The organism is Tatumella citrea, from assembly GCF_002163585.1.
In the GTDB taxonomy this organism is placed as follows: Bacteria; Pseudomonadota; Gammaproteobacteria; order Enterobacterales; family Enterobacteriaceae; genus Tatumella; species Tatumella citrea.
The window spans coordinates 4,330,026-4,352,437 of record NZ_CP015579.1 but is presented as its reverse complement, the minus strand read 5'-3'; the positions used below and the strand labels follow the sequence as shown (position 1 = coordinate 4,352,437).

Here is a 22,412-nt window from a genome sequence, read left to right as displayed (position 1 = left end):
ATTCAAAGGTTGTTATCAATCAGGCTGGTAGGAATAATGTTTAATTTTTGGCCTTTTTTGGCGATAACATCGCGGAAGTCATAACGGGCACCGGGAAAACCAATCATTTTCCAGCTGGCCATATCTTTGTTGCCGCCATACAGGGGATCGGACAGAAAACCTTCACGGACGTTTTGCAGTAACAGTTCAAAAAACACCTTACTGTCAAAGTTTTCAGCCAGGCTGATTTTCCCGGTTTCCATGCCCTGCAAAACCTGGTCCTGCTGATCACCGGTCAACTCAGTAAAGTTATGGTGAAACTGCTGCTGGCAATAGCTGTCCAGCGCATTCAGGCCCAGACGATATTGATCTGCCGGGGTGAGAGGTGACTGTGGCCCCTGCTCAGGAGTGCCTTTAACAAACCGGCCCAGCCGGTACACCGTGACAGCCTGGCCAAAATCCCCTGCCAGTTGGCGATCGATAAAAATTGCGCAGCCGGCCTCTTTACCACTGATACTTAATTCATCGGCGGGAATAAACCGCTCAGCAATTGCTCCGACGGTTTCCAGTTGATGGCGGGTAAAAAACTGTAATCCGCCTTTTCTCGGCAAGCCCGGAGGCAGGCTCACCTGACCAGGCGGCCAGGGCTGGCCGCCAGAGATTTCGGCAGCATTGGTCAGCGGGATCGCCGAGGCAGCACCAAACGCAGCCATTGATGACAGAAACTCTCTTCGCTTCATGATGATTTACTCACTTAACCAGATTCAGAGAGGAGATCCCTGATCTGCAATATTAAGAATGCGTGAAAACTGACTGTTATCCGTCGTGGCAACTTTGCGCAAAAAAACCACAGAGTCACCAGGCCGGAATTATTATTTACCGGGCGAAATGCGAACCATCAGGGCCACGGAAATTACATTCAATCTTAATTCCGGTAACATTTTTTTTATATTTTTGGCTTGATGGTTTTCCATCAACGGATGAAGATCAGCAGGTTATAAAAAATCCGGGGATATACGGTGGGGACAAAACCAGGACTTAAAAATGTAGCGGCTCTGGCGGGTGTCGGGATTGCGACAGTAGACAGAGTACTGAACGAAAGAGGAGGTGTCTCGGTAGCCACCAGCCACAAGGTGTTGAATGCTGCCAGGCAACTGGGTTTACGCCGACACCTGCCAGAGGAGCACAGTACCCCTTTTCAGATTGAAGTTCTGCTGAGTGCGACCGATACCTATTTTTTCACTCAGTTAAGCCACTATTTTTCCCGCTTTGCCGGCAACTTTGGCTACCGGCGGATGGTGGTACACAGAACATTAATTCCGGAATCAGCTCCGCTAAAAATGGCCCAACAGATCAGACAGTGTGCCACCAGCCGACATGGCGTGATTGTATTTGCCCAGGACCATCCGCAAATCCACCAGGCCCTGTCAGCATGCCATGAGCAACAGGTTGCCGTGATAACCTTAGCCACTGATTTACCTGGTGTTGAACGACTGTGCCATGTCGGGATAAACCAGTATCAGGCAGGCCGGGTTGCCGGCCGGCTTATGAGTAATATGCTGCCAGAATCAGGACAGTTGCTGATGGTCAGCGGGCATATGGATTATCTGGCGCACCGTCAGAGAATCGCCGGTTTTCGGGAAGTTATACAGCAGCGGCGCCCGCAGATGTCACTGGAGGATGTTCTGGCCGGAGAAGACCTTTCGCCGAAGATAGAGCAACTTTTGCAGCAAAAGCTGACGCAATGCCATAATGTTTGCGGAATCTATAACAGTGGTGACCGTAATCAGAATATCAGTGAAGTGTTAGCGAAATTCGGACTGGCCGGGCAGATAGCGTTTATTACTCATGAACTTTACGACACTACCCGCCGGTTATTGCAGCAGGATATTTTATCCTACACCATTGATCAGAACCCGGAATTGCAGGCATTCAGGGCACTGGATCTGATGATTAACTATCTGGAAAAGCAAAACATTCCCGGGATGTATGACAGCGGTAATATTGAGCTGTCAATCTTTACCCCTGAGAACTGCGATTCTCCTTCCGACAGTTAGTGTTCCTCTGGTGACGAGGTATTGTTAAAGAAGATATCAATATTCATCGGGGTATTGTCACCATCGCCATTCAGAGTACGTACCAGAAGTTCACTTCCAAGTTGCTGCAACGACAGTACACCATCTGGTCGCACCCGCTTAATCTTAGTCATGTTCTGGCTTTCATTGACCAGTGCGATCGTTTTGGTGTCATCGCCACCCGCTTCTTTGGCTGCCAGTACCACAAAGGCGTTATCGGCATCATTATCCATCAGCGCCACAATGTATTTAGCTTTTGAAGCCCCGGCCTGCTCCAGAATGGGAAGCGAAGATGGATCACCTTCAATAACATCAGCAGTTTCGGGAAATTCAGATTTATTGCCCGGGTAACAGACAATAGTGACATTCCCGCCGGAGTCCGCCAGCCCCTGGCTGACACTTTGTGCCAGCGCTGAAGACCCGGCCACAATATAGTGATTTTTACGTACCACGTGAGAAAACCGCCCTTTTAGAATACGTTGAACATTCTGACTAATCAGTGAACCGGCAATCGACGCAACCGATGCGGCAAAAATAGTGATGCCGAAGATAATCACCGTCAGGGTAAACATCCTGGCCGTAGTAGTATGTGGCAGAATATCGCCAAACCCCACCGTAGACATACAGACAATCACAAAATAAAACGCCGTCGGCAGATCTTTTACTGGCGGCGTAAACTGGTCACCGAGATACAAAGTCCCCAACATGCCATAAACGATCAGCGATAAAACGCTGACCACGGCGAAAATACTGGTACTCCCGAGGCTGTGCTTATCAAAATGCCGCCAGTAGAACAGCAATCCGCCCATGGTGATCAGTGCATATATCGCCTGAGTATGGTGAGCTTTCAGAATGATCAGGTTGGTCAGTGCGATACAGAACAACAGCAGTAATGAAGTGAACCAGGCAATCCTGGTACGCATCAGCAGCGTGAAGGCCATGCAGAACAACACCAGGCCCATCATAAATCTCGGGATATCAAAAGTTTCCAGGAAACTTAGTGCATCCTGCCACGAATGGAAATTCTGGAGTTTTTCAGGCGCGTTATCCAGTACACGCACAAGGATGGGCCTGAGCATCATATAGCCGTTGTGCGCGACCATCAGTGCCAGGCAATACACCACTATCATCGGGTTTTTTAAAAAGCTGATAATTTTCATCTGATTGTTCGCCACACCTCTGTTCCCTGATACCGGCCTGCATCACTCCACCCGGCGAAAATCACGGGCAGCTCAGGTATGCTAAAGCGTAGGGGGATTTTTGGGAACTTCAATGAAAAAAACGGTGGCAATATGTTGCTGTAACTACTCTGAATCAGGTGACTAAAAGAACCCGACTCAGCGAACCCTGTGATTCAGCAGCTTCAGTTTCCCCCTGGCAACGGGCTGGTACGAATCTGCTGTAATTTAGAAACAATTTCAGCACTCAACAGCCCGTTAATACTGCTGTCCGGAGATGAAGCCCGGGTAATGATACACACCTCCAGTGCCGGCAACGACGGCAGATCAGGGTGAACAATTTTCTGCAAATGATCGGGCACACTGCATTCGGCCAGCACAGCGACCGCCATACCGCTTTGGGCTATTGCTATCTGTCCTGCCAGATAGGGACTGCTGTAAGCAATCCGGTAGCTTCTGTTCATTTTCTCCAGTGAACTCAGGATGTTTTCTCTGGCTTCACTGCCATATTCATACACCGCTACAGGTAAGGGATCATGTTCGTTTTGCAAGAGATGAGGACTGCCAACCCAGACCAGAGGCTCGCTGAACAAAAAAGTGCCCCTTTTCGCAACATCCCGGGACACTATCGCAATATCCAGAGAACCGTCCTCAATCATAGGAATCAGTCTCAGAGAAGGTTCGCAGATAATAGACAGTTCAATAAACGGGAATTTCTCACCCAGCATTTGCAGAATAAATGGCAAATAGCCCGCAGCATAATCATCCGGAATGCCCAGGCTAACCTTACCGCGCAGGTCGGTTCCGCTGACGAACTGTATAGCTTCAGCATGCAATTTTAAGATGTCGTGAGCATAGGTCAGCAGCTCTCTGCCCGCCCGCGTCAAAATCATTTTTCTGGCTTCGCGGTGAAATACCGGTCGTCCGAGCACCGTCTCGATATTTTTGATATGCATGCTGATGGCTGACTGTGAACGAAATACCGACTGTGTGGCATCCGTCATCGAACCGGTGCGGGCGACCGCAACAAAGGTTTTTAACCAGTTGATCTCCAGCGTTTTGTCCGCCATAACTTATCGCCCCGGATTGCGTTGTCAGCCGGTAAAGTAATCTTACCGGACCCGTTCATATCAGTAATGATTAATAATCTGCTTACAGACTGTTCTGCAGAGTGGGTTTCGGCGGGCAGACAACCGACAGCACCGAAGCCCCTGTGACTAAAGCCGCAGCCAGCAGCATTGTCGATTCCGGATTCTGGTGCAGAAACAATTTTGCCAGAACCAGAGCATAAACCGGTTCAAGTATCAGCACCAAAGAGACTGTACGTGGTGTAAGCGTCCTGAGGCTTATCGTCAGAAGCCAGTAAGCCAGCGCAGTGCAAATCACTCCGAGCAGAATAATAAACAGCCAGTCACTGGGCGAACTCTGCACCAATCCATGAACTCCGGCAGGCAGTGCAATCATCGCGCAGCCAAAACACTGCCAGCATGATGACTGTAACGGTGAAGCGGCAGTGTGGTGATAACGGTTAAACATCACCACTACCGCCTGCGAGGCACCGGCACTGACTGACCAGAACATGCCGGACATACTGTGCTGCAAACCTGTGGCAGAGGGCGCCAGAAATGCAATCCCCCCCAGAATCATCACCGAGATGAACAGATCCCCGCTCGCCGGAATTTTACGCCGCAGCACCCCTTCGAAGAAGATCACAAAGGCCGGGAAACTGGCAAAACCGATAGTCCCCATCGCCACTCCGCCCTCTCTGACTCCCAGGAAAAAGCAGATCCAGTGACAACCAAGCAGCATGCCATTAATAAATAATTTCGTTCTGTCTCTTACGGTTAGCGAATAGCGTTTATTTCTGAGCAACATCAGCAAAAGTGCCAACGTCAGCATTCCTGTCAGCCCTCTGCCGGATACAATAGATGCAGCATCTGCTGTGATATGCGCCCCAAAAATGGCAGACAACCCAAATAACAGGGTACAGAAATGTGTTAGCAGTTGTGTTTTCAGTGAGCTCATCAGGTTTTCCGCGCGACAAATAATAAAACCACGCTATCACCCACAACATAACCCGCAAAACGAATAATACACTAAAACATAATTTGAAAATCGAATAGCACCTGACAACCCTTCACTGCTGAACTCATTAGCCGCCTGAGATCATCGCGCGTCTGCCCGGCCCTCTACGGCGGCTACTCACAAACTACCTGGTGGTGAGAAAATGCTGGCCGCCCTCAGCAACAGATCCTCCCTGTCACGCAGGGCCAGTAACTCCAGCCCTGTCGGCATTCCGCAGGAAGTAAAACCGGCCGGTAATGCCAGAGACGGAGTCCCGGTGGTCGCGGAAATCAGCGCATTGCTACCGGTTTGTGGCTGGCCATGCCTGACTGGCGGCTGACTAATCACCGGATAAGCCAGCAGATTGATCCGGTGATGGCTAAAGAAAGAGACCAGTTCCTGGTAAAATGCCGCCTGACGTTGCTGAACCTGATAAAAAGCATCGCTGTCAGTACCGGGATGATGCGCACGGGTACGAAAGATTGTGTCGAGATCCGGGTGATGTTTCCCTGAATCCAGAATCGCTGACAATGTTTTATACCGGGCTGCTGGCCTGTCAGCTAAAAAGCCGGCCAGGGCCTCCGAAAATTCATAAGCAATAATACTGGCTTCACTGGCAAGATGGCTGATTTCCGGATAGCTCACGTGAGTTAACCGAACTGTTGCCGGGAAATTCAGTGCCTGTCTGACCTGATGCCCCACCGGATCCTGCTCATCGAATAACTCAGAAACAATACCTACTGATAGAGGTTCCGTGGTCTCTGTCAGAGCCCGGCCGGTCATGATTTCATAAATCCGGGGCAGATCACTGGCGTGGCTGACCAGTGGCCCGGCAATATCCTGAGTAGGAGACAGCGGGACAATTCCCTGCATATCCACCTGCCCCCTGGTCGGCCGTAATCCGTAAATCTGAGCAAAAGCCGCCGGTATCCGCACGGAACCAGCAGTATCAGTACCAATAGCCAGTGGTGTGTATCCGGCTGCTACCGCGACCGCTGAACCACTACTGGAACCGCCTGGTGAATATCCGGTATGAAAGACATTTTCGGTATATCCGGTCAGCGACGAAGCACCGGTAATTCCTGCCGCCAGTTCATGCATTGCTGTCTGACCTAACAGAACGGCCCCTTCACTACGTAATCTGGTGATAAGCGGAGCATCTTCGCTGGCTACCAGTCCCTGTAAAGTTACTGAGCCTGCGGTTTGTGACCAGCCGCGTACCGCAATATTGTCTTTGATCAACAGCGGGATACCCTCAAGTTTCCCGGCAGGCAAACCTGTGGCCCGTCGCTGATCACTGGCTGCCGCGGTAGCTCTGGCCTCTGCTGAGTGCAACCGGCTAATGGCATGCAGTCGCCGGTCATCAGTCGCAATGCGTTCCAGTGCCCATTCGGTCAGTTGCAGAGCGGTGACCTCCCGCGCTTCTAACGCCTTCAACAGTTGCCCGACGGATGCCCGCGGATAATCGTTAGGCTGAAACATCTATACCTCCTGCCAGTGATATTGCTGATGACTGTCCCGGGTCACTCTTCCCACCGATGAGCCTGCAAAGTGAGAGCTAAACCAGAGTGCCTTGTTCCCGACAGCCCACTCCAGCGCTTTTTGACGAGAGTGAATGGCCTGCGGTTTATTCTCACAAAACACTGAGTTCCAGTCAGGGAAACGGAACTGCACCGGGTGGTGCATAATATCGCCGGTAAAAATTGCCGACTGCCCTGCTGAGTGAAGGATCAGTGATGCATGATCAATACTGTGTCCCGGGGTCGGTAAATAACTCAGTACTCCGGCAAAACAGGGCGACTCACTGACATTGACAGTATCCAGTTGTCCGCTGGCAATCAATGGTAACAGGCTGTCGTTAAATAATTCCTGCTGCTGTGGGTCGGTCCGACACGCCTCCAGCTCGGTGGCTGAGCAGATATATCGGGCAGAAGGAAACAGAGGCTGCCATTGCCCGTTAACCCGATGAGTATTCCATCCCACATGGTCGGTATGAATATGCGTCATTATTACCAACGACACTTCATCAGGCGAGATACCACTTTCCAGCAGTCGCGAGTAATAAGCTGTATTCAGTTGATGAAACAGCGGTTTATTACCGCGCTGACGACCATTGCCGGTAGCTGTATCAATCAAAATTACCTGTTCAGGAGTTCTGACAAGCCAGCTATGTATTGACAGTTCAGCGCTTTGCAGAGGGTTTTTAGCCGACGGCGGCAGTTGGTGGTCCGGATAAAGTGCCGTTAACGGCAGAGTCGCCGTTTGTTCGGTAATTTTTTCAACCGTGCAGTCACCTACCCTAATTTTTGTCATGCTTTCCTCTTAATGCCTGTTGTGTGAAAGACTGATTTACCGGCACTATATCCGGGCAGATGACATTAATTAAATTGATTGAAATTATGAAGAACATCAAAAATATCGATTTTCATGGCATTGACCTGAATTTAATCATTGTCTTCAGTGTGTTGTTTGAAGAGCGCAGCGTAACTAAAGCGGCAGAGCGACTGCATCTGGGGCAACCGGCAGTCAGTGCCTCTCTGAAGCGGCTGAGAATATTATTTGATGATCCACTGTTTGTCCGTACCGCTCAGGGTATGCATCCGACCCCCGAGGCCACCGTTTTAGCAACCCGTTTCGCTCCGCTGATTTCTGAATTGCATAGTGTTTTGTTCCGCAGGCAGACATTTGACCCGACAACAGATGAGATCACACTCCGCATCGGGATGAGCGACTGGATTGAACACTGGCTGATGCCCGATCTGCTGGCAGAAATTCTGAGAGATGCACCCGCCATTTCCCTCAATGCGGTAGCCTGTGACCCCTGGCAGGTTGTTAGTGAGCTGGAGCAGGAAAATATTGACCTGGCGGTGACTGCTGGCGATCAATGTTCCCCGGCACTAAACCGTGAACAGCTGACGAAATGCGGATTCACTACTGTCTGGGACAGTCACCAGATCCCTGTAAAAGTGCCGCTGACCCGCGAAACATTTATCCGTTACCCACATTTGATGGTGTCTTACCGCGGAGCCAGTCAAAGTGCTATGGATAAAATGTTACAGGAGCAAGGCACTCCACGGCAGGTCCGTTATATCAGTACGCATTTTTCAGTACTGCCGCTGATTCTCAGCAAAATACCGGCATTTGCCACCATTCCGGCCTTGCTGGTTGATGACTGGAAGCAGCAATATAATTTTGACTCATCTCCGGTACCTGCAGAAATGCCAGATTTTGCTCTGGCTGTCCTCTGGCACCGTAACAGGGATAACGACCCGGCTGCGCAATGGCTGCTGACACGCATCCGTCGCCTGATGAAGGAAAAACTCTCCCGGGCTGAGCCTCCTCTATAAGAGACTCACCAGACTGAGTCACTGAGCCCCGTTATAACCATCGATAAAAGTATTAGCGACTGTCTGCGCCACCAGCTTTTTAATCGTTTCGGACTGAGCAGAGGTGTAGGTTTTACCGGCGAAAGTTTCATGCGAAGGCAACTGACCCTGCATAATGCGCTCCCTCAGCAAGGCAGCAATAGCCAGAGCCTGATCTTCTGTCACCCCGGCAGCATGTATCTTTTTCCCTTCGTCATAATAATGCTGCAGGAAACCGGTCAGGCTTTTTGCCGTATCCGGAACCTGAGTTTCGAGTGATGCAGAAAAATCCTGCTCAGCCATCTGAAAAGCCAGATGATCAGCATTGCGCTCAACAATAGTACGGTGAGTACTGCATCCCGCCAGGCTTAACGTGAAACATAACAATAGTGCGAAACAGACTTTATTAACCTGCATGCGGACAAATCCTTATCTCCGGAATCTCACCCGAAATTATAGTCATTTAAAGATAAAATTGCAGACATCTGCGATATGGATACCACGGGTCTGACTTCCGGTGACAGCTCTCCCGGAGCTGGCAGATACATTACCGGTCAGCCAGTCCTGCCTGGGTTTTCCCCGGTGGTTTCTCCGCTCAGTAATGGCGGAAATATTTCCGTTAACCAGTCGATAAATACCCTCAGACGATTCGTTACGTGGCGGTTTTGTGGGTAAACGACATGAAAAGGATAACGCGGTGGTCGCCAGTCACTAAGAATTTCCACCATTGTGCCCTGCTGCAATGCGCTGTTTACTGAATAAGTGAAGGTCTGGACAATCCCCAGCCCGGCCAGCGCTGCGGCCAGATGAGCGTTACTTTCGTTTATACCCAGACTACGTGGTACTTTCAGTTCTGTCAGTTCGCCATCGCAGAGAAAACGAAAAGGAAAAGCCCTGCCGGTCAGGGAAGAGAGATAACCAATCAACCGGTGATCGCTGTTCAGTTCCTGCGGGGTTGCCGGGGTACCATATTGTTGCAGATAACCTGGCGTCGCACAGGTAATCATTAAAGCATCACCAATATGCCGCGCAACCAGCGATGAATCATTCATTGGCCCGCCCCGGATGACACAATCCACATTGCCGCTAATCAGGTCGACCTGCCGGTCAGCGACCCCCAGATCGAGCGTAATTTCCGGATAACGGCGAATAAAATCCGGTAACGCAGGAATAAGCACATCACGGGCCGTAGAGGCTCCGATATCAACACGTAACTGCCCCCGCGGGCGCTGCCCGGCCAGGCTGAGTGCACTGTCTGTTTCCTCAATATCTCTGAGAATTCTCGCGGTGTTTTCGTAGTACTCCCGCCCCTCAGGGGTAGGAGTTACCGTGCGGGTAGTTCGCAGCAGCAACCGGGCTCCCAGATGCGTTTCCAGCGATTTCACCAGTTTACTGACGGTTGATACCGGCATATTCAGTGAATCTGCCGCACGGGTAAAACTGCCAGTTTCGGTGACCCGGGCAAAAGCGCGGATAGCTAATAACTGGTCTAACACAGCGGCTCACTCCTGCTGAGGATTCTTATTATCCACCAGTATGGATAGTTATTTTCATTTTTGCATATTTTTCGATAATCCCGTCAGGACTACAGTAGCTACATCGCCTGTAACCACCGACGGAAACAATGCCGGTGCCGGACAGACTCATAAATCACAATATTTCTGAAGGAGTATCATCATGAGCAACTCACTGAACGGTAAAATTGCATTAGTCACCGGCGGCACCTCCGGTATTGGCCTGGCATCAGCGCAGGAACTGGCAAAACAAGGAGCGCAGGTTTACATCACCGGACGGCGTCAGGCAGAACTGGATGCGGCCGTCGCCACCATCGGTCATTCCGTCATCGGCATTCAGGCCGATGTTTCGAAATTAGCGGAGCTGGATAAGATCTATGCCGCTATCAGGGAACATTCCGGGAAACTGGATATTCTGTTCGCCAATGCTGGTGGCGGTGACATGATGGCGCTGGGCGACATTACTGAAGAACATTTTGACCGGATATTTGGGACCAACGTGCGTGGCCTGTTATTTACTGTACAGAAAGCGCTGCCGTTGCTGACACAGGGAGCTTCGGTGATCCTGACATCTTCAACTACCTCGATAAAAGGAACCGCAAGCTTCAGCGTTTACAGTGCCAGTAAGGCTGCAGTGCGTAATTTTGCCCGTAGCTGGGCGCTGGATCTGAAAGACCGTGCCATCCGGGTCAATGCTATCAGCCCCGGTCCAATTCGCACTCCTGGTCTGGGTGATCTGGTACCAGAGGAACACCGCCAGGGATTGTACGATGCGCTGGCTGCACAGGTTCCGTTAGGACGGCTGGGCGAACCGGGTGAAGTGGGCAAAGTGGTGGCGTTTCTGGCTTCCGATGCCTCCAGCTTTATCAACGGCACCGAGCTGTTTGTCGATGGCGGGCAGGCCCAAATCTGATGTATCGCCGGAAACCTGCTGCGGGTTTCCGGCTTTCTTTGCCAGATTTACACCGCTTTGTTCCGGAACCAGGCATCGTCCGGCCTGAAGGTGGCCTGTTTAGCCAATAATATCCCCGCTTTTCGTTTTTCAGCGCTTTCTGCAGCCTCATTACCCAACGCCATGATATACATTAATACCCTGCAATCCGCGCTGCGGCATGATAATCAGCCACTATGTTAATCCGGAGAGTCTTACCGTGCAGTTAACTCAACAGGATATCACCAGCCTTAATGTCCTCAGCCGCTGGCTGGCCCTGGATACGTTTACCCCCGAAACCGCCGCCGGTGCAGAGATACTGATTCTGGCAGGACATGCGATTGTGCCCAACATTGAAGCAGCATTGCAGTTTGCAGCTCAGCATCAGATGAAACTGCTGATCAGTGGCGGTATTGGCCATTCGACGGCGTTACTAAAACAGGCACTGAATGACAGAGCCCGGCAAAAAGGTATTCAGCCACCACAGGGAGAAACGGAAGCCGCCATGCTACGGCACATTGCTGTGCAGGAGTATAAGCTGTCTGAAGATCTGGTGGTGTGTGAGTCGTTATCAACAAACTGTGGTGAAAATGCAGAATTTAGTCTGAAAATGCTGGAAGAAAGCGGGTGCATCCCTGCCAGGGTTTTACTGGTTCAGGACCCGCTAATGCAGCGCCGCACCACTGAAACCTTCGGCTTTGCCTGGCGTGAAACTAAGACAGCTTTTATCAGTTGGCCGGTGTTTACCCCGCAATTACACTCAGAAGCAGGGCGTTTTTCTGTTGTCGGAGCCGGTACCGGATCGGGCCTGTGGGATATTGAACGTTATCTGTCGATGATCACCGGAGAAATTCGTCGTCTGCAGGATAATCCGCAAGGCTATGGCCCGGCAGGGGCTGGTTTTATTGGCCATGTCGATTTCCCACCGGAAGTTACTGAAGCCTGCCAAAAGTTGGCGGAGAGTAATCCGGCTCTGAACGCCGGCAGCCGCTAAGGCCTTACGCAGCCGGAATATTATCTGGTATAACGTTAAGTCAGTCTGTTACCCGGGAGAATACGATGATCCAACTCAGTGGCCGTTTAATCTGCGAAAATGAACAACAAGCCGAACAGGTACGCCAGTATCTGCCCGAGCATACCCGGTTGACCAAACTGGAAGCTGGCTGCCTCTCTTTTAGTGTCGCTGCGACTGAAGACCCTTTTATCTGGCGGCTTGAAGAGAGCTTTGCGGACAAACAGGCCTTTGCCCAGCACCAGCAACGGACAAAGGCTTCAGAATGGGGCCGGCAAACACAAGGCATCACCCGCGACTTTCAGATTACTGACAGTGATGCGGAGTAGTGCTCGTATCCAATGCCGCTATTTTCAGAGTAATGTCCGCTTTCTCTGAAATTGTTCGTTTTACTTCGCAGCGAGAGCTTTCCAGCCTCGTTGAAAAATTTGCTGAGTACGAAAGGCGGTCAGCGCACGCCAGTCGGGATCTGTCGGCCAGAAACCTTCAGCCAGTTGCTGTTTAATTGCTATCGCGGGTTCGCTGGTGGAATAGCCCTGCAGATGAAGCCAGTGATCGTCTCTGACGCGACAATGCATATCTTCCCCGGCATAGGTCCCGCACTCCACCACCAGCGGTAATATGCAGGTGTCAGGTAATGAATTAATTAAAAACTGAGAAAGATAGCCGGTAGCAGATGCTGCAACTCCTGTGTCACTCTGCCTGCCAGGACCAGTAAACAGGAGTGTCAGCCACTCACCATAGACTGTTTTTCCCCACTGATGCGCAGCCACAGGCTGCTCAGCTATCGAAAGCAGCATTGGGTGACCCCAGGCTCCTGCCCCCGTATGCAGATCAAAACTCAGAATCACTTTCGCTTCACTCAGGTGATCCCGGAGGATAGTCTCCATAGTACGGTAAGACCAGCCAGGCTGCTGCCCGCCATAGAATATCCCGTCAGCCGACTGATACTGTCCGGCCTCAACCACTTTCTGCATAGCATGCCAGCCATAAGTCACCAACTGGCCTGTGAACTGGCTGTCTGCGCTGTGGCGATCCCCGTGATAGTTTCCATGCCAGAAAGGATAATCCGGGTTTTCAGGCAATGGCTGACTGAAATCGACAAAATGCCGGTTAAGGTCGATATTGTCTTCATTCACCCGGCGAAGATAAGCTGTACCCCAGGGGTTAATCAGGTGAACCAGCACAATAGCAGTGTCATCAGGTAACGTAGACTGACCGATTAATTCCAGCCAGTCCGTCTGACTTTCCGAACCGTAATAACCTTCAACCCCGTGAGTTCCGGAAATAATCAGCATCAGCTTTTGAGCAGCAGGATTACCAATGACCACAACATCCGTATACAGTGACTCACCCTGTGGCCCTTGCAGTGGATGCGGGTAGGTAGTGACAACACCATTGTGCTGCTCAACGGCAGCCATAAAACGACGACGCTGAGTCTGATAATCCGGTAATGCTGACATACTATTTCCTGCAGTAGTGGATAAACGGGTTACGGATAGACTTTAAATTTAAAGTATTTTTTCGTCAGGCGATCATAGGTGCCATTTGCATGCAGCTCTGCCAGTGCATCGTTAATCAGTTTCAGTTCAGCAACGTCGCCTTTGCGCACCGCGATCCCTACTCCGTTACCCAGCACAGCCTTGTCTGTCAGCATGGCTTTAATCACAAAACCTTTCCCTTCAGGGGTACCCAGGAATCCCTGTTCGGCTGAAACTGCATTTGCCACGCTGGCATCCAGCCGGCCAGCAACTAAATCCGGATAAACTTCCATTTGATTGGCGTACGACACCACATTGACACCCTGAGAGGCCCATTTCGTTTTGGCATAGGTTTCCTGAATTGTACCTTGTGCCACACCAATGGTTTTTCCGCGCAGCGTTGAAATATCAGCGGTAAGTTTGCTGCCCGCAGGGGTGAGTAACGCACTGGGGGTGTTGTATAACATATTGCTGAATGCTACCTGCTGTTGGCGTTTTTCTGTCATCGACATCGCCGACAAAATAGCATCAAACTTTTTCGCCTGTAAGGCAGGGATACTGCCATCAAATCCCATCTCTACCCACTGGCATTTCACTTTGGCCTGTGCGCAAATGGCATTGCCCAGATCAATATCAAAGCCCTGTAACTGGCCATTGCTGGCTTTTGATTCGAAGGGAGGAAAAGTGGGATCTACACCAAAGCGCAGGGTCTGCTCTGCACTCGCCCACTGGCTGAATCCGCTCAGCAAAAGTAATACGCTCAGGGAGGCTATTTTTTTCATGGTTCTCTCCGGCAGTCAGTAAAGTCTGTAATCTCATGAAGAGTTAATAACACAGCCCCTGATCCGTCACCACCATAAACCCTGTTTTATCCAGAGCAATTTCTTATGTGATTACAGATGATTAACATCTGTATTTAACAAAAATAGCCATACTGCAGATATCACTCTCTTAAATATCAATAAATCATATTTATTCTTCGCTTGCGGAGCCCGGATAAACGCAGATAACTGATCCACTGCTGCTAGTTTGTTCATCAGCCAATAAAAAACCCGGCGATGTATTAACTACATCACCGGGTTCTGACAGTTTACGCGTCACGGTTCAGTCACGTTGAGGTAACTGACCAGAGGCTACTGATTACTCCACCGTCACCGATTTCGCCAGGTTACGTGGCTGATCAACATCGGTCCCTTTAATCAGGGCGATATGATAAGAAAGTAACTGCATCGGAATGGTGTAGAAAATCGGCGCCAGTACTTCTTCAACGTGTGGCAACTGGACGATTTTCATATTCGGGCTGTCAGTAAAACCGGCATCCTGATCGGCAAAGACATACAGCAGACCACCACGGGCGCGGACTTCTTCGATGTTGGATTTTAATTTTTCCAGCAATTCGTTATTTGGCGCAATGATGATGACCGGCATATCTGCATCAATCAGAGCCAGAGGTCCGTGTTTCAGTTCGCCAGCAGCGTAAGCTTCAGCATGAATGTAGGAAATCTCTTTCAGCTTCAGCGCCCCTTCCATCGCAATCGGGTACTGATCGCCACGGCCAAGGAACAGTGCGTGGTGCTTATCAGAGAAACCTTCGGCCAGAGCTTCAATCTGTTTGTCATGAGACAGAATCTGCTCAATCCGGCTCGGCAGGGCCTGTAACGCATGAACAATGTCATGCTCAACCTGTTCCGGCTTACCATTCAGTCTTGCCATCTGCGCCACCAGCATCAATAACACGGTCAGCTGAGTAGTAAATGCTTTGGTAGAGGCTACACCGATTTCAACCCCGGCACGCGTCATCAGCGCTAAATCTGATTCACGTACCAGTGAAGAGGCCGCCACGTTACAGATGGCCAGAGATCCCAGGAAGCCCAGTTGCTTAGACAAACGTAACGCGCCAAGGGTATCCGCAGTTTCACCTGACTGAGACAGGGTAATCAGCAGGCTGTTTTTTCTGACCGCCGGTTTACGGTAGCGGAATTCAGAAGCAATTTCGACATCACACGGGATGCCAGCCAGCGATTCGAACCAGTAGCGGGATACCAGCCCGGAATTATAAGAAGTTCCGCAGGCAACAATCTGAATATGTTCAACCTTGCCGAGCATAGCTTCTGCGTCCGGCCCAAGTTCTTCCAGATCAACTACACCCTGATGAAAGCGCCCCTGCAGGGTGCTTTTCACCGCCATCGGCTGTTCGTAGATCTCTTTCTGCATGTAATGACGGTAAAGGCCTTTATCGCCGGCATCGTACTGTGCGGAAGATTCGATTTCCGGACGAGAGACCACTTTACCGTTGGCGTAAATGGTTACGGAACGGCGGGTAACTTCAGCCACATCCCCTTCTTCAAGGTAGATAAAGCGGCGGGTCACCGGCAGTAATGCCAGCTGATCAGAAGCAATAAAGTTTTCACCCACACCGCAACCAATCACCAGTGGACTTCCGGAACGGGCAGCCACCAGCACAGAGGGATCATTACTGTCCATGATCACCATACCGTAGGCACCACGGAGCTGTTTAATCACCCGCTGGACAATTTCACACAGTGAACCGCCACGCTTCTGCTCATCATTAATCAGATGTGCGACTACTTCGGTATCAGTTTCTGAAGTGAACCTGTACCCAAGTTCTAAGACTCTGACCCGCAGTTCTTCGTGGTTCTCGATAATTCCGTTGTGCACCAGCACGATATTGCCGGAGACATGGGGGTGTGCGTTTTCTTCGGAAGGTTCGCCATGAGTCGCCCAACGGGTATGGGCAATACCTGTACCACCAGGTAATGGTTGCTGCTCTGCAGCATCCACCAGCGCCTGTACTTTACCTAAACGACGCAGGCGGATAATTTCGCCCGGTTTATTAACTACTGCCAGTCCGGCAGAGTCATAGCCACGGTATTCCAGGCGGCGTAAACCTTCCAGCAGAATTTCCGCAATATCACGTTGTGCAACTGCACCCACTATTCCACACATATTTTTTAATCCTGACGTTATGGCGTATTCGCCATAGAGATTGTCGTCTGACCTGATATTCCGTTGTACGGATCCCCCGAGCCTTGTAGAGAGTGGGGGTTATTATTGTTACAGCTTATCCGACAGCCAGTCTTTGCCGGCTGTTCGGAAAAAATCAGAGTATTTATTTTTTTGCCGGCCGTGACCAGCCAGTTTTTTCGGTCTGTTGCTTTGGATTATAAACCAGTGACTCCTCGTTTACATCCTTCATCACTGTGGTACCGGCGGCAATGGTCACACCATCAGCGACAGTTACCGGTGCAATAAACTGGCTGTCGGAGCCGACAAAAACACCATCACCGATGATGGTTTTTGATTTATTCAGCCCGTCATAGTTGCAGGTGATAGTACCGGCGCCGATATTCACGTTGGCGCCAATCTCCGCGTCTCCCAGATAGCTTAAATGACCGGCCTTGGTACCTTTGCCCAGCATCGCTTTCTTCACTTCGACGAAGTTACCGACATGTACCTGTTCTGCCAGAGAAGTCCCGGGACGAAGGCGGGCGAACGGCCCCACAGTACAGTCTGCCTCCAGAGTGGCATCTTCTATCACTGAATAGGGGCTAATTTCGCAGCCATCACCTATCACACTGTTTTTGATCACACATCCGGCACCGAGGGTGACACCATTGCCCAGAATGACCTGACCTTCCAGAATCACATTGATATCGATAGTGACATCACGGCCATGTTGCAGGGTGCCTCGCAAATCAAAGCGTGTCGGATCATTAAGCATCACACCCGCCAGCAGTAATTTGTTCGCGGTTTCACGCTGGTAAATACGTTCCAGCGCCGCCAACTGCTGACGGTTGTTCACCCCTTCAGTTTCGCTGCTATTTTGTGGATGAACGGCAACGATACGGCGGCCTTCCTGATGCGCCATAGCAATGATATCGGTGATGTAATATTCTCGCTGAGCATTGTTATTGCTCAGTTTTGCCAGCCAGCGTTGCAGATCACTGCTGTCAGCCACCAGAATACCGGTATTGATTTCAGTAATGTTGAGTTGCTCAGGGCTGGCATCTTTTTGCTCAATAATCCCGGTAATCTCTCCGTTTTCACGAACGATACGCCCGTAGCCAAACGGGTTTTCCAGCACTACCGTTAACAATCCGATGCCACCTTCCGGTTTTTGCTCACGTAGCCGCTGTAACGTTTGTTGCGAAATCAGCGGTACATCTCCGTAGAGCATCAGAATATCTTCATCCTGAGCAAACCAGGGGGCCGCCTGTTGCATAGCATGGCCAGTTCCCAGCTGCTCGGCCTGTTCAACCCAGTGTAATGCAGGATCATTAAGGGTGGTTTTAAGTAACTCTCCGCCATGACCATACACCAGATGTATGTTTTTCGCGTTTAACCCTTTAGCCGCATCAATCACATGCTGCACCATCGGTTTGCCTGCCAGCGAATGGAGAACTTTCGGAAGGTCTGAATACATTCGTGTTCCCTTGCCTGCTGCAAGGATAACCACACTCATTTGTTTATCTGCCATCATCCGCCATCGCTTTCATTCGTCGGTAAAAAACTCAGTATACAGCAAAGGATAATGATACTTTACTGCATAATCTACCCGCAGAATGATGACATTAATCATAACTGTTGTAACAGTTTCTTCCGGTATCATGCGCCCTGATAACTGATGCCAATCACAGGGTATCTGTGCGGCCACTGATAACTCCTGTTCTTCTAAAATAAATCAAAATAATTTTTCAGTGATGCCACCAGCATTTTTGCCATGGTAATTCACTAATCAACGAACAAAGTTTGGTCTGTTTCTGAAAATGGCAAAGGAACATCTCTCATAAAATAAGACTTACCTTAACAAAGGGAAATTATGGAGATGATATGAACAAGATACTGCCTCTCAGCGTTTTTTTTATTGTAGCTACCCATTTTGCCCCCTCAATGGCTGCTCCTGTAAAAAATGCTCCTCAATCCTCTGAATACAAAGAAGACAACCCCATCGATAAAACGGTGAATATAAACCTTATTAATCAGTCACCTAAGAGAAATATTAAAACATGGCATTTGCAGATCAATGATGCCAGCCGGATATCGCTGGTACTGAATAAAGTACAGTTACCACCGGGTTCCTGGCTGGAAGTCAGTGATGAGAACGGGGAACAAAGAACGATTTATAATAATAAAATTTTTTATGACGGGACCCAGCCACAACTCATCACCACTCCTGTCAACGGCACTCACCTGGTTATTCGTCTGACGCTGCCTAAGACCAGCAGTGCCACAGGCAACGTGATTATCGACCACTACAGTTATGTTCCTGTCGATAAAACCCGAAAAATTATTGGTACCAACCAAATGAAACTGTCTGGTTGCTATAAAACGATTAATCCGACTTTTTATGCCAAAAGCCTGGCTGTATTTGTCGCAAATGGCGGAGGTACAGGCTGGAATGTGGCAGGGGGACCCTATGCCATTACTAATCACCACGTTGCTGGTGATGCCCGCCCGGCGAGTCTGGCAATGAAATACAACTATCAGTATCCCGGCTGTCAGTCTACAGACCCGATGGAAGATACACTGACCATTCGTTCTGAATCAATTCCTGTAGCAGGCACCGGTGGAAGTGATGACTGGGCCGTAATGAAAGCCGATCCACTGGCTTATCAAGAAGCAGGAATCCGACAGATATTTGGTACTCTGGTGATTAATTCAGACTCAGAAAAAAACAGCCTGATTGGTACTCCTCTTTATGTTCCTCAGCATCCCTGGGCGTCACAAAAACGAATCACATCCTTAGATGATAATAATGCCCCCTGTGCCATTATATCAGGCGGGGATTCCAAAAGTGTGCATCATGACTGTGATACCGATGGTGGCTCATCCGGTTCGCCGTTACTTAGCCAACTGGATAATCGGGTAGTAGGGCTGCACCGTGCGGGCGGAAACGGCTATAATGCAGCGGTTCTGGGCCCTTATGTCTATCAGCAGATTAAGCAACTGATTCCGGATGCAAACCAGGCTGCCGCGGCGACAGAAGGGGAAGGTAAACTGATGGTCAGAGAAATTAATCAGGCTCCCTACCTGCCAACCGATCCGTTTGATTTGCAGGTGAATGGCCCGGTAAAAATAACCGCGCTGTATGCCGGCCGGTTACAGGATCAGGATGATTACACACTATTCTCAGCCCAGGTCCGAACCACCGACGGAAATATTGTCCCGGCAAAGATTCGTTTACAGGAAATTACCCCTTGTGGTACCGGTAACCTGTCAACCGCAGAACAATGCACCACCAGCGGAGCACGCAGCCTGAAAACTGAAATTTTAGCCAGCGATAACCCGGACCTGACCATATCCACCGGCTGGATGACCCTGCAAATATCTGACAGTACGACTAACCAACGCCTGCATAACCTGGTGATGCCATTGTCATTTAGCAGTTATGATCCCTTTACTTCACCGTTTGCTGATGACAGCGGGGTTAAAAATTATATCCTGACAGAAAAGTCAGTGCTTACTACCGATAAAATCACGATGGCAAGTAACTTTGGCTTTGTCGCGGTGAATGACGGCCAGGGACCACTGACTACGATGAGCGGAGGCACCGGCTACAGTAAAGTCAAAGTCCCGGTAAAAGATGAACAGGGGAATGTGAGTGTGATTCATTTACGAGCCAACCGGAAAACCAGTTGTAGTCCGGCGTTACGCCCAATGAATTCCACCACCGGTTGTGGTGATGTTAAGCCTGCAGCGCTGGTGATGAGTTATCTGCCGGAAGATAATCCGCAGTTAGCCGCAGGTCATTATCAGGGAATATTCCCTGTGGAAGCACAACGCGATGATTTGCAACAACCGGTATTAATCCATATCGATATTACCCGTTAATCAGCCTTTACTCAGGCCATAAAAAAAGCCGGTAAGTGAATACTTACCGGCTTTTTTGCAACGTAAATAACTTACATCGCTTTCCTGGTCAGTTCGATGACGCGCAGTTTCGCAATGGCTTTCGCCAGTTCAGCAGAGGCCTGAGCGTAATCCACGTCACCGTGGCTCTTACTCATATGATCTTCTGCTTTACGTTTTGCTTCCAGAGCACGTGCTTCGTCCAGGTCCTCGCCACGGATGGCAGTATCTGCCATGACCGTCACATTGGTTGGCTGAACTTCCAGAATGCCACCGGAGAGATAGATAAACTCTTCGCTGTTATTCTCTTTGACGATACGAACCATACCAGGTTTGATGGCAGTCAGGAGTGGGGCATGACCGTGGAAAATTCCAAGCTCACCTTCGCTTCCTGACACCTGGATATGCTGTACATTACCGGCGAACATCTGCTGTTCAGCACTGACAACATCCAGGCGATAACTCTTAGCCATATCAATCCTCCCGGGAAACCGAAATTACAGTTTCTTCGCTTTTTCTACAGCTTCGTCGATGGAACCAACCATGTAGAAAGCTTGCTCAGGCAGATGGTCAAACTCACCATCCATAATTCCTTTGAAGCCACGGATGGTGTCTTTCAGAGAAACGTATTTACCAGGTGCACCGGTAAAGATCTCTGCGACGAAGAATGGCTGAGACAGGAAACGCTGAATTTTACGTGCACGAGACACCAGCAGTTTGTCGTCTTCAGACAGTTCATCCATACCCAGAATCGCGATGATGTCTTTCAGTTCCTGATAACGCTGTAACAGAGACTGTACGCCACGAGCTACATCGTAGTGCTCCTGGCCAACCACCATTGGGTCCAGCTGACGACTGGTTGAATCCAGCGGGTCAACAGCCGGGTAAATACCCAGTGACGCAATCTGACGGCTCAGAGTAACTGTTGAGTCCAGGTGAGCAAAGGTAGTTGCCGGAGACGGGTCAGTAAGGTCATCCGCAGGAACATACACAGCCTGTACGGATGTGATAGAACCTGTTTTGGTTGACGTGATACGTTCCTGCAGCACACCCATCTCTTCTGCCAGTGTTGGCTGATAACCTACCGCAGAAGGCATACGACCCAGCAGAGCTGATACTTCAGTACCGGCCAGGGTATAACGGTAAATGTTATCTACGAACAGCAGAACATCACGGCCTTCGTCACGGAATTTCTCAGCCATAGTCAGACCAGTCAGCGCAACACGCAGACGGTTTCCTGGTGGCTCGTTCATCTGGCCATAAACCAGAGCAACTTTATCCAGAACGTTAGACTCGGTCATTTCATGATAGAAGTCGTTACCTTCACGAGTACGCTCACCGACCCCTGCGAATACAGAGTAACCTGAGTGCTCGATCGCGATGTTACGGATCAGTTCCATCATGTTTACGGTCTTACCAACACCCGCACCACCGAACAGACCAACTTTACCACCTTTAGCAAACGGACAGATCAGGTCGATAACCTTGATGCCGGTTTCCAGCAGTTCAGTGGAGTTAGCCAGTTCTTCGTAGCTTGGTGCTGCACGGTGAATGGAGTTAACCTCAACAGTGCTACCATCTTCGTTCTGCAGTTCACCTTTCATATCGATTGGCTGACCCAGAACGTTCATGATACGACCCAGAGTCGCTTTACCGACCGGAACCTGGATAGGTTTCTGCAGATCGGTCACCTTAAGGCCACGCTTCAGGCCGTCAGAAGTACCCATTGCAATCGTACGAACAACACCACCGCCCAGCTGCTGCTGAACTTCCAGCACCAGAGGGGTATTACCGTTTTCAACCTCAAGAGCATTGTACACCTGTGGTACAGCTTCCTGAGGGAACTCGACGTCAACTACGGCGCCGATAATCTGGACAATCTTTCCAGCTGCCATCTTGAATCCTCTACCTAATTCGTTTTTCCCGTCTTATTTGACGTTACA

Annotated in this window: 20 protein-coding genes; 6 read left to right on the top strand and 14 right to left on the bottom strand. The window is 50.1% G+C overall.

Translation table 11 applies throughout. The annotated features are described in order from the left end of the window. Window positions 1–2: 2 nt before the first annotated feature. On the bottom strand, window positions 3–719 hold the full coding sequence (locus A7K98_RS20605) for a gluconate 2-dehydrogenase subunit 3 family protein (RefSeq protein ID WP_087490204.1): 717 nt from the start codon (window positions 717–719) through the stop codon (window positions 3–5). 279 nt (window positions 720–998) lie between these two features. On the opposite strand from A7K98_RS20605, the gene A7K98_RS20600 reads away from it, so the two are divergent. Then, complete coding sequence (locus A7K98_RS20600; RefSeq protein WP_087490203.1) at window positions 999–2,036, top strand: LacI family DNA-binding transcriptional regulator; 1,038 nt, start codon at window positions 999–1,001, stop codon at window positions 2,034–2,036. Here the strand turns inward: A7K98_RS20600 and kch are convergent. From kch to A7K98_RS20575, 5 genes are all read right to left on the bottom strand, one after another. Further along, window positions 2,033–3,214, bottom strand: coding sequence for a voltage-gated potassium channel protein (kch, locus tag A7K98_RS20595; RefSeq protein ID WP_087490627.1), 1,182 nt, complete (start codon window positions 3,212–3,214; stop codon window positions 2,033–2,035). The two genes, A7K98_RS20600 and kch, sit on opposite strands and share 4 nt — an antisense overlap. 203 nt (window positions 3,215–3,417) lie before the next feature. Further along, window positions 3,418–4,302: a LysR family transcriptional regulator gene (locus A7K98_RS20590; protein WP_087490202.1), complete on the bottom strand. Its 885-nt coding sequence runs from the start codon at window positions 4,300–4,302 to the stop codon at window positions 3,418–3,420. Window positions 4,303–4,384: 82 nt separating this feature from the next. Continuing rightward, window positions 4,385–5,257 (bottom strand): DMT family transporter, encoded by an 873-nt coding sequence (locus A7K98_RS20585; protein ID WP_087490201.1) that lies wholly within the window; start codon window positions 5,255–5,257, stop codon window positions 4,385–4,387. A gap of 177 nt (window positions 5,258–5,434) precedes the next feature. Beyond that, window positions 5,435–6,778 (bottom strand): amidase, encoded by a 1,344-nt coding sequence (locus A7K98_RS20580; protein ID WP_087490200.1) that lies wholly within the window; start codon window positions 6,776–6,778, stop codon window positions 5,435–5,437. After that, entirely contained in the window at window positions 6,779–7,609 is an 831-nt protein-coding gene (locus A7K98_RS20575; RefSeq protein ID WP_087490199.1) for an MBL fold metallo-hydrolase, read from the bottom strand. An 86-nt stretch (window positions 7,610–7,695) separates the two neighbouring features. On the opposite strand from A7K98_RS20575, the gene A7K98_RS20570 reads away from it, so the two are divergent. After that, window positions 7,696–8,643, top strand: a complete 948-nt coding sequence (locus tag A7K98_RS20570) for a LysR family transcriptional regulator (protein WP_237268681.1) — start codon at window positions 7,696–7,698, stop codon at window positions 8,641–8,643. Window positions 8,644–8,661: 18 nt separating this feature from the next. On the opposite strand, the gene A7K98_RS20565 is transcribed toward A7K98_RS20570, so the two are convergent. Continuing rightward, on the bottom strand, window positions 8,662–9,078 hold the full coding sequence (locus tag A7K98_RS20565; RefSeq protein WP_087490197.1) for an Exc2 family lipoprotein: 417 nt from the start codon (window positions 9,076–9,078) through the stop codon (window positions 8,662–8,664). A 137-nt stretch (window positions 9,079–9,215) separates the two neighbouring features. Further along, on the bottom strand, window positions 9,216–10,157 hold the full coding sequence (locus A7K98_RS20560; protein ID WP_232461575.1) for a LysR family transcriptional regulator: 942 nt from the start codon (window positions 10,155–10,157) through the stop codon (window positions 9,216–9,218). A gap of 181 nt (window positions 10,158–10,338) precedes the next feature. On the opposite strand from A7K98_RS20560, the gene A7K98_RS20555 reads away from it, so the two are divergent. From A7K98_RS20555 to A7K98_RS20545, 3 genes are all read left to right on the top strand, one after another. After that, complete coding sequence (locus A7K98_RS20555) at window positions 10,339–11,088, top strand: SDR family NAD(P)-dependent oxidoreductase (protein WP_087490196.1); 750 nt, start codon at window positions 10,339–10,341, stop codon at window positions 11,086–11,088. Between the two features lie 238 nt (window positions 11,089–11,326). After that, entirely contained in the window at window positions 11,327–12,100 is a 774-nt protein-coding gene (locus tag A7K98_RS20550) for a YdcF family protein (protein WP_232461574.1), read from the top strand. A 65-nt stretch (window positions 12,101–12,165) separates the two neighbouring features. Continuing rightward, on the top strand, window positions 12,166–12,447 hold the full coding sequence (locus A7K98_RS20545) for a putative quinol monooxygenase (protein WP_087490194.1): 282 nt from the start codon (window positions 12,166–12,168) through the stop codon (window positions 12,445–12,447). Between the two features lie 60 nt (window positions 12,448–12,507). On the opposite strand, the gene A7K98_RS20540 is transcribed toward A7K98_RS20545, so the two are convergent. The 4 genes from A7K98_RS20540 to glmU form a co-directional block, all read right to left on the bottom strand. After that, entirely contained in the window at window positions 12,508–13,581 is a 1,074-nt protein-coding gene (locus tag A7K98_RS20540) for a DUF2817 domain-containing protein (protein ID WP_087490193.1), read from the bottom strand. Between the two features lie 29 nt (window positions 13,582–13,610). Continuing rightward, complete coding sequence (locus tag A7K98_RS20535) at window positions 13,611–14,381, bottom strand: ABC transporter substrate-binding protein (protein WP_087490192.1); 771 nt, start codon at window positions 14,379–14,381, stop codon at window positions 13,611–13,613. 358 nt (window positions 14,382–14,739) lie between these two features. Next, window positions 14,740–16,566 (bottom strand): glutamine--fructose-6-phosphate transaminase (isomerizing), encoded by a 1,827-nt coding sequence (gene glmS, locus A7K98_RS20530; RefSeq protein ID WP_087490191.1) that lies wholly within the window; start codon window positions 16,564–16,566, stop codon window positions 14,740–14,742. 163 nt (window positions 16,567–16,729) lie between these two features. After that, complete coding sequence (glmU, locus tag A7K98_RS20525) at window positions 16,730–18,097, bottom strand: bifunctional UDP-N-acetylglucosamine diphosphorylase/glucosamine-1-phosphate N-acetyltransferase GlmU (protein WP_087490626.1); 1,368 nt, start codon at window positions 18,095–18,097, stop codon at window positions 16,730–16,732. A gap of 353 nt (window positions 18,098–18,450) precedes the next feature. Between glmU and A7K98_RS20520 the strand changes: the two genes are divergently transcribed. Beyond that, window positions 18,451–20,451, top strand: coding sequence for a trypsin-like serine peptidase (locus A7K98_RS20520; protein ID WP_087490190.1), 2,001 nt, complete (start codon window positions 18,451–18,453; stop codon window positions 20,449–20,451). A 71-nt stretch (window positions 20,452–20,522) separates the two neighbouring features. On the opposite strand, the gene A7K98_RS20515 is transcribed toward A7K98_RS20520, so the two are convergent. Together A7K98_RS20515 and atpD are read right to left on the bottom strand one after the other, a co-directional pair. Next, the gene (locus A7K98_RS20515) at window positions 20,523–20,942 is read right to left on the bottom strand and encodes a F0F1 ATP synthase subunit epsilon (RefSeq protein WP_087490189.1); all 420 of its coding nucleotides are present in this window, start codon (window positions 20,940–20,942) and stop codon (window positions 20,523–20,525) included. Between the two features lie 24 nt (window positions 20,943–20,966). Beyond that, entirely contained in the window at window positions 20,967–22,364 is a 1,398-nt protein-coding gene (gene atpD, locus A7K98_RS20510) for a F0F1 ATP synthase subunit beta (protein WP_038016195.1), read from the bottom strand. Between the last annotated feature and the right edge of the window lie 48 nt (window positions 22,365–22,412).